The sequence below is a fragment of the Paenibacillus sp. MER TA 81-3 genome, assembly GCF_023713585.1.
Classification (GTDB): Bacteria; Bacillota; Bacilli; order Paenibacillales; family Paenibacillaceae; genus Paenibacillus_B; species Paenibacillus_B profundus.
The window spans coordinates 70,178-81,884 of record NZ_JAMAWB010000005.1; the positions used below are offsets into that span (position 1 = coordinate 70,178).

At 48.0% G+C, this 11,707-nt stretch carries 7 protein-coding genes; all 7 read left to right on the forward strand.

Features of this window, described 5'->3' with window-relative positions; translation table 11 throughout:
• Window positions 1-86 precede the first annotated feature (86 nt).
• Window positions 87-1,985: a sensor histidine kinase gene (locus tag M3650_RS08360; protein ID WP_251573735.1), complete on the forward strand. Its 1,899-nt coding sequence runs from the start codon at window positions 87-89 to the stop codon at window positions 1,983-1,985.
• 29 nt (window positions 1,986-2,014) lie between these two features.
• Window positions 2,015-3,577 (forward strand): response regulator transcription factor, encoded by a 1,563-nt coding sequence (locus tag M3650_RS08365; protein WP_251573736.1) that lies wholly within the window; start codon window positions 2,015-2,017, stop codon window positions 3,575-3,577.
• Window positions 3,578-3,747: 170 nt separating this feature from the next.
• The gene (locus M3650_RS08370; protein WP_026011016.1) at window positions 3,748-4,686 is read left to right on the forward strand and encodes an ABC transporter permease; all 939 of its coding nucleotides are present in this window, start codon (window positions 3,748-3,750) and stop codon (window positions 4,684-4,686) included.
• 11 nt (window positions 4,687-4,697) lie between these two features.
• Window positions 4,698-5,621, forward strand: a complete 924-nt coding sequence (locus tag M3650_RS08375) for a carbohydrate ABC transporter permease (RefSeq protein WP_026011015.1) — start codon at window positions 4,698-4,700, stop codon at window positions 5,619-5,621.
• Between the two features lie 114 nt (window positions 5,622-5,735).
• Window positions 5,736-7,223: an ABC transporter substrate-binding protein gene (locus M3650_RS08380; protein WP_251573737.1), complete on the forward strand. Its 1,488-nt coding sequence runs from the start codon at window positions 5,736-5,738 to the stop codon at window positions 7,221-7,223.
• A gap of 285 nt (window positions 7,224-7,508) precedes the next feature.
• Window positions 7,509-8,792, forward strand: coding sequence for a glycoside hydrolase family 125 protein (locus M3650_RS08385; RefSeq protein ID WP_251573738.1), 1,284 nt, complete (start codon window positions 7,509-7,511; stop codon window positions 8,790-8,792).
• Window positions 8,793-8,818: 26 nt separating this feature from the next.
• A complete protein-coding gene (locus M3650_RS08390) occupies window positions 8,819-11,536 on the forward strand; it encodes an alpha-mannosidase (RefSeq protein ID WP_251573739.1) in 2,718 nt (905 codons plus the stop codon).
• Window positions 11,537-11,707: the final 171 nt, after the last annotated feature.

An 11,707-nucleotide genomic window follows, 5' to 3' on the forward strand; every position in this document is an offset into this window, starting at 1 on the left:
CAAAAAGGCAACTTTTCAAAGGGGACATTGTAAGTGACCTCTGCCACAGACAAATCGTTAATTTAACGATGGAGGTAAGCGCCATCATGTTCAAACAAATTTATCAAAAGCATTTCAAGAAAAAGCTGTTCAATAAATTGATTGCCGTGTACTCCTTTATCGCGGTCGCTTCCTTGCTCACCGTATCCGTGTTCGCCTACCAATATTTTGCGCGCAACGATATTAATACTGCTTTGCTGGAGCAGCAGCGCATCGTGGATAACATGAATCGCTATTTGGATCAGAAATACGATTTGGCGCAGGCGATAACCCAGCAGGTATTCCAAGATAATATGCTCATACGCGACACGGTTTATTTGCTCGAGCAAGGATATGAGCAATACATTCGCTACCGCCTCGATACGTATAGCTCAAGCAACGTGTTTTTTACCCGCAATCTACAGGATTTTTATGTACTGCAATTCTGGAAAGATCCCGATTTGCAGAACATTAATTTGATCAGTCCTACGAAGCAATTTGCCCTGATGTACAGTGCGCAAGCGTTAAGCGGCAAAATGTATGATTGGAGCAAGGAGCCCGGGCTGAATGAACAGTGGAGACGGGAGCGTTATGGTTTTCAGAATCCTTCCTATATGAGTCAGAAGGCGAAGCAGGCGGGAACTGAAACGAAGAACGGAACTGCCGATCCAGCTCCTTCGGATGTCGAACAGGGCGTTCAGGAGCCGGTGAACACTACGGACACAACCCGAGATATGCCGTTATTCACTGTGACGACACGCATCAGCAGTCCGGAGACGCTATTGACGGCGGGGCATATATCGATAGATTTCAATGCCAATGGGATTGCGCGCCAGCTCGGGTCTTCCATTAGAGGAGAGCAGTGGCTTGTCCTGAATCCAAAAGGGGAGATCGTATATCCCGCCCAAGCGGCCTATGATGGTCAAGTATGGCCGAACTTTGACAAGTTGGCTTCCATAAACCGGAATAAGTCGCAAGCGGTTGATCTGGATGGGCAGAAGTCATACGTCATCGTATCCAAGACGAACAAGCTTGGACTAACGGTAGTGGGTGCTTTGCCGCAAGCCGCGATTACCGATCATTTATCCGGGATCAGGAATACAATCGGCATCGTTACGATCCTGTGCATTGTCACCGTTTTGACGCTGACCTATTTCTCTGTGCTCCATCTGTCCCGCCGCACGCAGACGATCGTCAAGGCGATGAAGAAGGTGCAGGACGGCAATTTGAATACGCGTTTGCCTGTGGATCGGGAAGACGAGCTTGGTCTGATTTCGGAAAGCTTCAATAAAATGTGTGAAGATTTGAAGCAGTATATCAACCGCTTTTATAAATCAGAATTGAAGCAGAAGCACGCAGAGCTTATCGCGCTGCAAGCCCAGATTAAGCCTCATTTTTTATTCAATACGTTGGAAGTGATTCGGATGCGTGCCATCTCGCAAGGCGTTCATGATGTGGGGGAGATGATCTATAGCCTTGCTTCGATGTTCAGACATATGGTTAAAGATAAGACGGTCATTACAGTCAATGAAGAAATCGAGAACTGCCGCAGATACTTGGAATTGACCCGAATCCGGTACCGGGATAAACTACAGTACACGATCCATATGGATGAAAGACTGGGCGGTTATAATATTATGAAGCTGTCGGTGCAGCCGATCATCGAAAATTACTTGGTTCACGGTATTGGTCTGGAGCGGACCGACAATCACATCTTAATTGAAGTGATGCAGTCGGAAGAGGAACTCGTCATCCGCATTTCCGATAACGGGAAAGGGATCGAACCGGAACGTCTCAAGCAAATTCAGCAAGAGCTGGACGAAGCCCAGATTCAAGATCATGGATCGCTTGGCTTGAAAAATATACAGGAACGCCTCAGAATCTTGTATGGCGAATCATATGGCTTGACGATTGACAGTGTATTGAACCTAGGCACGATCGTTACCATTTGCGTGCCGCTTAACTAATAGGTGGACTAGGGTTGGGGGGATAAACGATGTATGATGTGTTCTTAGTCGATGATGAACCGTTTATTATTGATGGTTTGCAATCGATTTTAGAATGGAACGATTACGGGCTTCGCATTGTCGGTCAAGCAGAAAATGGTGAGGCGGCATGGGACATCTTAAAAGACCAGCCCGTCGATTTGGTCGTTACCGACATTATGATGCCGAAGATGACCGGACTTCAATTAATAGAAAAAGTAAAACAGGTTCATCCGCACACGAGATTTATCATTTTAAGCGGATATAACGAATTTGTATATGTAAAGGAAGGAATCAAGCTGGGAGTAGAGAACTATCTGCTCAAGCCAATTAATATTGAGGAATTTCGATTAACGTTGGAAAATACAGTGCAAAAATTAGACCAGTCCCGCATGCACCATATGACTGAACAGCATAACCGCGACATCTTGCGCGATAATGTGCTGTACCGCTGGCTGCGCGATCATATCCATTTGGAAGAGCTGCAGCAGCGTGCCGATTTGCTCGATATTCAGTTCAAGCATCCATACTATATGGTTGTATTGGTTCGGCCTGAGGTTCGGATGGACAATGAATTAGACTATCAAAAGCAGGAAGCGGTTGCTAAGGAGGCAAGAGCGCTTCTCGACTCAGCGTCTGGAGGCTTCTGCGTCAGGGAGTGGGATGGCGAGACGGCCATTGTATTCGGCTTATGCCAACCTGCGGACAAGCAGCCGATTATGGAGAAGCTGCGCGAGTGGAAGAAGGAAGCGGAGAGCAGATTGCTGACGCCGCTGCAAGTGACGATAGGCAGTGTGCAGGACGGGTACGCCAATGCGTCGCTGAGCTTCACACATGCGAAGCAGGTGCAGCCGTATCATCTCGTGCGGCTCGATGACGATGTCGTTGATTGCGATGAGATCGCAAGCTACCGCTCCTCGCGTCCGGCTGCCGTTCAACCAGAGACGGAACCCTATGTGAAGCTATTGTATGCCCGTGACCGGGGCGGAATCGCCGCACAGCTGCAGCGGGATTTTGACCATTTGTCCGTGACGGAAGGGGTGGCACCGCGTGACATTCGTAATTTTGCGGTGGAGCTCCTGATTGCTTGGAAGCAATCGATGAAGGATTCAGCCATCTTGCAGCTGGATGATGAGCAGGATTGGTTCGATGATGTGTATCATATGCAGACGTTGGATGCATTGAAGGAGCATGTGATGCAGGTGGCCAGGCGCATGATTGAACGACTGGCTGAACCGGAAGATATGAGTCCGGTCGTGAAGCAAGTGCTGCATGACATTCATGACCGCTACGCGGAGGAATTGTCGCTGAAGACGCTGAGTCAGATCTATAACATTAATCCGGTCTACCTAGGTCAATTGTTCCAAAAAGAAGTGCAATCCACCTTCTCCGATTATTTGAATAAGACACGAATTAAAAAAGCAAAGGAAATGTTAGTCGAAACGAACTTTCGCATGACAGATATTGCGGCGAAAGTCGGATATTGGGACAAAAGTTATTTTTACAAACAATTTAAAAAGTACGTCGGCATTTCTCCTAAAGAATACCGTGAAATCCATTGGAAGACAGATTGAATTGGGATGAAAACCATAATAGGAAAGGGCATCCACATCGAAACGGAGCAATAGTTTCGGCGTGAAAGCCCTTTCTTTATTTTGTACACCAAATCTAAAGTTTGTTGACTATTGGAAACGTATTAATTGGGGTACGCTAAATGTACAACATAGCAACGGGGGATGATCGGATGCAATCCATCAAGAATGCTTTTTCGAACTTAAACCGCAATCGGATCTTTCTTCTCATGGTTCTGCCAGGAGCCTTGTGGTTTTTGTTCTTCTCCTACCTGCCGATGTTCGGAACTGTGATCGCTTTCAAGGATTATCGTTTTAGCAGAGACGGCTTCCTCGCTAGCTTACAGCAGAGCGAATGGGTAGGATTTAAAAATTTCGAATATCTCTTTAGTACGAATGACGCCTATGTCATTACACGTAATACGATTTTATACAACTTAGTGTTTATCTCACTTGGTCTCGTATGTGCCGTGGCGATGGCTATTATCTTAAGCGAAATCGTCAACAAGCGATTGGCTAAAGTATATCAGACGGGGATGTTCCTGCCTCACTTCTTGTCTTGGGTTATCGTCGGATACTTTACGTTCAGCTTCCTGAGCGTAGACAAAGGGGTTATGAACCAATTCCTGACGTGGATGGGCAAAGACCCGTTATCTTGGTATTCGGAGACGACGTACTGGCCTTACATTCTGGTGTTCTTGAACCTGTGGAAAGGGATCGGTTATTCCAGCGTCGTGTATTTGGCGGCCATTGTAGGTATCGACAAGACGTACTATGAAGCCGCGATGATTGACGGAGCGAGCAAATGGCAGCAAATCCGCCATATTACGATTCCATCAATTACGCCGCTCATCACTATCTTGACTTTGCTAGCGGTTGGTCGGATTTTCTATGCTGACTTTGGTCTGTTCTATCAAATTCCGCGCGATTCGGGTCCATTGTACGCGGTTACGAACGTTATCGATACTTACGTGTACCGTGGTCTGAAGGCGACAGGCGAAATTTCGATGAGTACGGCTGCTGGTCTATATCAATCAATAGTCGGTTTCATTCTCGTCATGACCTCGAACTGGATTGTACGAAAATTCAACAAAGAAAATGCACTGTTCTAGGATAGGGGGGAATGACATTGCGTAAGAAAAAACATCGTGACGTTCATGACTTGCCGAAAGGCATGAACATCCTGTTCAACATTATTGCCGGTGGTTTTGCTTTCCTGTGTGTGTATCCGTTCCTGTTCGTTATTGTCATCTCATTGACGGACGAATCATCGTTAGCGACGAAAGGGTACAGCATATTCCCGGATAAATGGAGCTTCTCTGCTTATGAATACATTTTCAAAGCGGGGGATCAATTGCTTCGTTCCTACGGGGTAACAATATTTATTACGATTCTCGGTACGGTTGTCAGCTTGGCTATGATTGCATTGTACGCCTACGCGATTTCACGCAAAAACTTCACGTACCGTGGATTTTTCTCCTTCATTGCATTCTTTACGATGCTGTTCAACGGCGGTCTCGTACCGACGTATATGGTAGTTACGCAAGTATTGGGCTTGAAGGATTCCATCTGGGCACTCATTCTTCCGCTCGTCATGAACGCGTTCTACGTGCTCATCATGCGGACGTTCTACAGTACGACTGTTCCGGATGCAATTATTGAATCCGCGAAAATAGACGGGGCCGGCGAGCTGCGGGCGTTCTTCAAAATCGTGCTTCCGATTTCCTTGCCGGGTATTGCCACGATCGGGTTGTTCGCAACACTCGGCTTCTGGAACGACTGGTTCAACGCCTTGCTCTACATTGACAATCCGGCACTCGTTCCGCTCCAATCGATGTTGATGCGGATCGAGAACAGCATGCAGTTCCTGCTCAGCAACGCACAGCTAAGCTCTTCGGGTCAATCGCTTGAATTGCTCCGCTCGCTGCCGCAAGAAGCGACGCGCATGGCGCTCGTCGTGTTGGCAACTGTGCCGATTGCTTGTGCGTATCCATTCTTCCAACGTTATTTCGTACAAGGATTGACGATTGGTGCTGTTAAAGAGTAACACATATCTACAATCTTGATTATTTCCCGGGCGGCGGCATCCGTTCATAATAGATGCCGCTAGTTCGGAAATAATATACACAACTATGTGTGGTACAAAAGGGGAGGAAACAAAATGGCTAAGGCAAAAAAAATGTTGCTGATGACGTTCTGCCTCATGTTGGTCGCGTCTTTGGCACTGGCAGGTTGCGGTAGCAAAAAAGAAGAAGCTACTGGCGGCACAGGTGAAGCAGGGAAAAACGAAAAGCCGGTTGAACTGATCTGGTACACGATTGGTACACCGCAAAAAGACGTTGACAAAGTTATGGAGAAAGTAAACGAGTACACAGCTGACAAAATCGGCGTTACCGTAAAAATGAAAATGTTCGACTGGGGCGATTATAACCAAAAGATGGGTGTAATTGCTGCTTCTGGTGAACCTTATGACATCGCTTTCACTTGCTCATGGGCATTTGATTATGTAACGAATGCTAAAAAAGGCGCTTTCTACGAACTGGATGACCTGCTCGAGAAATATGGCCAAGACATTAAGAAAAACGTTCACCCATCCTTCCTGGAAGGGGCAAAAATCGACGGCAAAACGTATGCAATTCCAGTTAACAAAGAATTGCCTGCACAAAAAGTATTCCGCTTCAATAAGGAATATGTTGATAAATACAACCTTGACATTAACAGCGTGAAAACATTGGAAGACTTGGAGCCGCTGCTTGCGAAAGTTAAAGAAGGCGAACCAGGATTGTATCCAATCTCCGCTGACAAGCAATTTAAATTCGGCGTTCCTTACGATTTGGTATCCGAGAACTTGCCAATCGGCGTAGCTTTGACTGATACGAATGACCTGAAATTGGTTAACGTATTGGAACAACCGGATATGATGAAGAACTTCGAAAAAATGCATGACTACTACAAAAAAGGCTATCTGAAAAAAGACGCAGCAACGGCTCAAAACGGCGACGAAATGAAAACAGGCAAATGGCTTATTGACATGCCGGATACACAACCGTTCGCAGACAACCTCTGGTCCCAAACATTGGGCTATGGAGTCGTCTCTACGCCTTACACAGAGCCATATGTATACAACTGGTCCGTAATGGGGTCCATGCACGGTATTTCCGCAAACTCCAAGTATCCGGAGAAATCGATGGAATTCCTGAACCTGTTAAACTCTGACAAATACTTGCGCAACCTGATTAACAACGGTATCGAAGGCGTTCACTACAAACGCATTGACGACGAAACAATCGAATACTTGCCTGCGAAAACAGATGGTTACGATATGCCGTCCTTTACACTGGGTAACTTCTTCATCTTGGATAAACTGCCTACTGACCCTAAAGACAAATGGGAACAATTTGAAGAGTTCAACAATTCCGCTAAAAATGCGCCATTGCTTGGATTCCACTTCAATGGGGACAGTGTAAAAACGGAAGTTGCTGCTTTGCAGAACGTAAAAGAAGAATTCTACGCTTCCTTGTACACAGGAACAGTAGATCCGAAAGTATATGTTCCAAAAGCGGTTGAGAAGTTCAAACAAGCTGGTTTGGACAAAGTTCAAGCAGAAATGCAAAAACAATTGGATGAGTGGAAAGCATCCAAGAAGTAAGAAAGCAGTAATTCATATGAGGCAACAGCATCTCGCCTTGCAGCAGATTTGACAACATGGAATGACAGCAATGCATAAGCGAAATGAATAGCCCAATGTGTGCAATCAGGTGAAGCGTTGGCTTCACCTGATTGTGTTTATATAAGGTTGCACAGTGACCTTTTTGAACATGAACTATATGAGTTGTATTTTCACAATGTCTTATATACAATATGATTGACATATTTAATGATTTATTTGTTATAGAGAAAACACACAGATGGATTGGAGAAGGAGAGAGCCGATATGGAACGTCTACCGCAAGCCGTGCTTCGCGTGATGGAAGAAGCGAAGGCAAAATTGGCAGGTAACCCGAAATTGATGCAGCTGTTCTTGAACTGCTTCCCGAACACCTTGCAAACAACGACCAAATTGCATGAGGACGGTACGTCCTATGTCTTTACCGGAGATATTCCGGCGATGTGGCTGCGTGATTCATGCGCTCAAGTGCGTCAGTACATGCCGCTTGCTAAAGACGATGCTGACGTTCGCCGCGTAATTGCTGGACTGGTACGCAAACAATTGAAGTACATTCAAATCGATCCGTATGCCAATGCTTTTAATGAAGAAGAAATTCCACTTGACGAAATCCATCACCGCGACCAGACGAAATTGAATGGTTGGGTATGGGAACGCAAATACGAAATCGATTCCTTGTGCTATCCGTTACAGCTCAGCTATCTCTATTGGAAAGAAACTGGGGATACGTCGTTGTTCGACGGAGAATTCAAGACGGTCGCCTATATCATTATGGACTTGTGGACAGCTGAGCAACGTCATTTCGAGCACTCGCCATACCGCTTCGAGCGTATGGATTGCCGCAAAACCGATACGTTGAAGAACAACGGCATGGGCATGCCGGTTAACTATACGGGAATGACCTGGTCTGCCTTCCGTCCAAGCGATGACGCGTGCACATTTGGTTATCTAGTGCCTTCCAACATGTTCGCAGTCGTTGTGCTGCGTTACTTGGAGGAAATCGCGGGAACGGTGTACCAAGATGCTCCGTTTGCTGCAAAAGCGCGTGCCTTGCACGAAGAAATTGAGGATGGCATTCAAAATTACGGCGTCTTCCACCACCCGAAATACGGCAAGATTTATGCATATGAAACAGACGGCTACGGTAACTTTAACCTGATGGATGATGCGAACGTACCTAGCTTGCTCGCAATTCCGTATCTCGGGTATACGACGGCTGATGATCCAATCTATCAAAATACGCGCCGCTTTATTTTAAGCGAAGAGAATCCGTACTTCTATGCCGGCAAAAAAGCGAAGGGCATCGGCAGCCCGCATACGCCTGAACGCTACATCTGGCACATTGCGTTATCGATGCAAGGGTTAACGGCGAATTCCCAAGAAGAAATCGATTCGTTAATGACGTTGCTTGCGGAGACGGATGCCGATACAGGATATATGCACGAAGGTTTCAATGTCGACGATCCAGCACTATTCACACGTGAATGGTTTGCATGGTCGAACAGCTTGTTCTCTGAACTGATTTATCGCGAACACTGGTTGAAAGCATAACATCTAGAGGAAGAGAGGGATTGAACATGACGAAAAAGACAGCCCACATTATCTCGCACACTCACTGGGACCGCGAATGGTACATGCCATATGAGTATCATCATGCGTTACTGATTGAATTGATGGATACATTGCTTGACACGTTGGAGCACGATCCAGGCTTCAAGAGCTTCCATTTGGACGGCCAGACGATTATGCTGGAGGACTATTTGCAAGTTCGCCCGGAAATGAAAGGCAAGCTGGAAAAGTATATCCATGAAGGCCGCATTCATATCGGTCCGTGGTACATTCTTCAGGACGAGTTCCTGACGAGCAGTGAAGCGAACGTGCGCAACCTGCAGATCGGGCATCGTGACTGCGCTCATTACGGCGGACACATTTCCAAGGTAGGCTATTTCCCGGATTCATTCGGCAACATGGGACAAGCTCCGCAAATGCTGAAGCAAGCCAATATTGACGTGGCAGTATTCGGCCGCGGCGTGAAGCCGACTGGCTTCAACAACCAAGTGTCTGAGGATGCGGCTTATGAGTCTCCGTTCTCCGAAATGATCTGGCAATCCCCAGACGGATCGCGTGTCATCGGTATTTTGTTCGCGAACTGGTACTGCAACGGCATGGAAGTTCCTGTGGAAGAGAAGCAAGCAGTTGCTTATTGGGAAAAACATATTGAAAATGCAGAGAAATTCGCGTCGACGAATCATCTGCTGTTCATGAATGGTTGCGACCACCAGCCGATTCAGACTGATTTGTCCCAAGCGATCGAAGTGGCGAAGAAGCTGTTCCCGGACGTTGACTTCGTTCACTCTAACTTCAACGACTATGTAGATGAGCTGAAGCAAGAGTTGCCGGAGAACCTGCAGACGATTCAAGGCGAACTGCGCAGCCAACGTACGGACGGCTGGTATACACTCGTCAATACGGCTTCTTCCCGCGTCTATCTGAAGCAGATGAACGCCGAGAATCAGACGCTGCTGGAGAAAGTGGCAGAGCCGCTCGCTGCGTTCGCGCATCAAGCAGGCAAGCCTTATCCTCATCACCTGTTCGTGTATGCATGGAAGACACTGATGCAGAACCATCCGCATGATAGCATCTGCGGCTGCAGCGTGGACGAAGTGCATCGTGAGATGGTTACACGCTTCGAGAAGTCGAAGCATATGACAGAAATGATTATTAATGAAACGGTCGATAGCTTGCTTAAGCAAATCGATACGACTGTATATAGCGGCAAAGACATGGTACCGTTCACCGTGTTCAACACGGCGGGCTATGACCGCAGCGGTATCGTGGAAGTGAAGCTCGAGCTGTCGCGCCGTTATTTCCGCGAAGGGCATCCGACGAAATTAGCTGCGGAAATGAAGCAGGAGCCGATCGTTCCGGGCGCAGTCGTCGATGCGGACGGCAATGTGCTGGATTGCCAATGGGAAGATGCGGGCGTTACCTTCGGCTATGACTTGCCGAAGGACAAATTCCGCCAACCATACATGGCGCGCTCCATCAACGTGCGTTTGCAGGCGAAAGATATTCCGGCATTCGGATATCAGACGCTCGCATGGGTGCCAGGAGCTGCGAAAGAGCAATCTGCAGGTCTTGTTACCGGCGAATTTACGTTGGAGAACGATCGTTTGAAAGCGGAAGTGGGCGAGGACGGATCGCTTACATTGACGGACAAAGAGACCGGACATCTGTATGCGGGATTGAACGTGTATGAAGATGCGGGCGATATCGGCAACGAGTACATGTTCCGCATGCCGGAAGGCTCGAAGCCGTTGACGACGGCAGGACTGAAGGCAGAGCGCAATGTCGTCGAAAATACGCCGTTCCGCTCGGTTATCGAGGTCACGCATCATTGGAGCATTCCAGTTTCCGCCGACGAGACGCTGAAGCAAGAGCAGCTCGACATCGTCGACTTCCCGAGACGGAAGGCACAGCGTTCGACCGACATGGTTCCTTTTCGCATCGTGACGCGGTACACGCTGGATCGCGGGGCAAAGCGCGTGGACGTGCATGTGACAATGGACAACCAGTCCAAAGACCACCGCGTCAGAGCATTGTTCCCAAGCGGCTTCACAGCTGAAACGCACTTGGCGGAATCGATCTTCGAAGTGGCGCGCCGCAACAACGTGCCGGCACAAGAGTGGGAGAATCCGAGCAATGATCAGCACCAGCACACGTTCGTCAGCGTTAGCGACGGCAAGCTTGGCTTGACGGTAGCGAACAAAGGCTTGTTCGAATACGAAGTGTCGCAAGACAATAAAAATACGATTGGCGTCACATTGCTCCGCTCTTCAGGCGAGTTGGGCGACTGGGGTTACTTCCCTACGCCGGAAGCGCAGTGCATTGGCACGCATACGGCGGAATATGCGATTATTCCGCATGCGGGTGATGCTGTAGCTGCGGGCGTGCATGCTGAAGCACATTCGTTCCAAGTCCCTTGGATCGTTCGCCAAGTGGACGTTCACGAAGGACGTCTCCCAGCGAACCATGCATTCTTGGCATGGGAAGGCGAAGGCGTGGCGTTCTCCTCGATTAAGATGGCGGAAGAGTCAGGCGACATGGTCGGCCGTTGGTTCAACATCGCGCACGAAGGCAAGACATTGAACGTCCGTCTGCCAGAAGCGGCGACAGGCTTCTACCGTAGCAACATCTTGGAGCACACGGGCGACAGCATTGCGTCCGCGAACAACCAAGACGTAACGATTCAGCTGGGCAGCGCGGAAATCTTCACGCTCGGCATGAAGAAATAAGAAAGCAATCTATAAACGAAAAAGATGGTGGGGCAGGAACTATTTCTGCTTCACCATTTTGCGTTTTGTCGGCTGCATTCCGCCCCGCCCAGACGTTGAGCGCAGAGCATAGCATACTTTGAAGCTTGTCCCGCGCCTGCTTAGCGCACGCAGAGCACCCGCTGCTAGTAA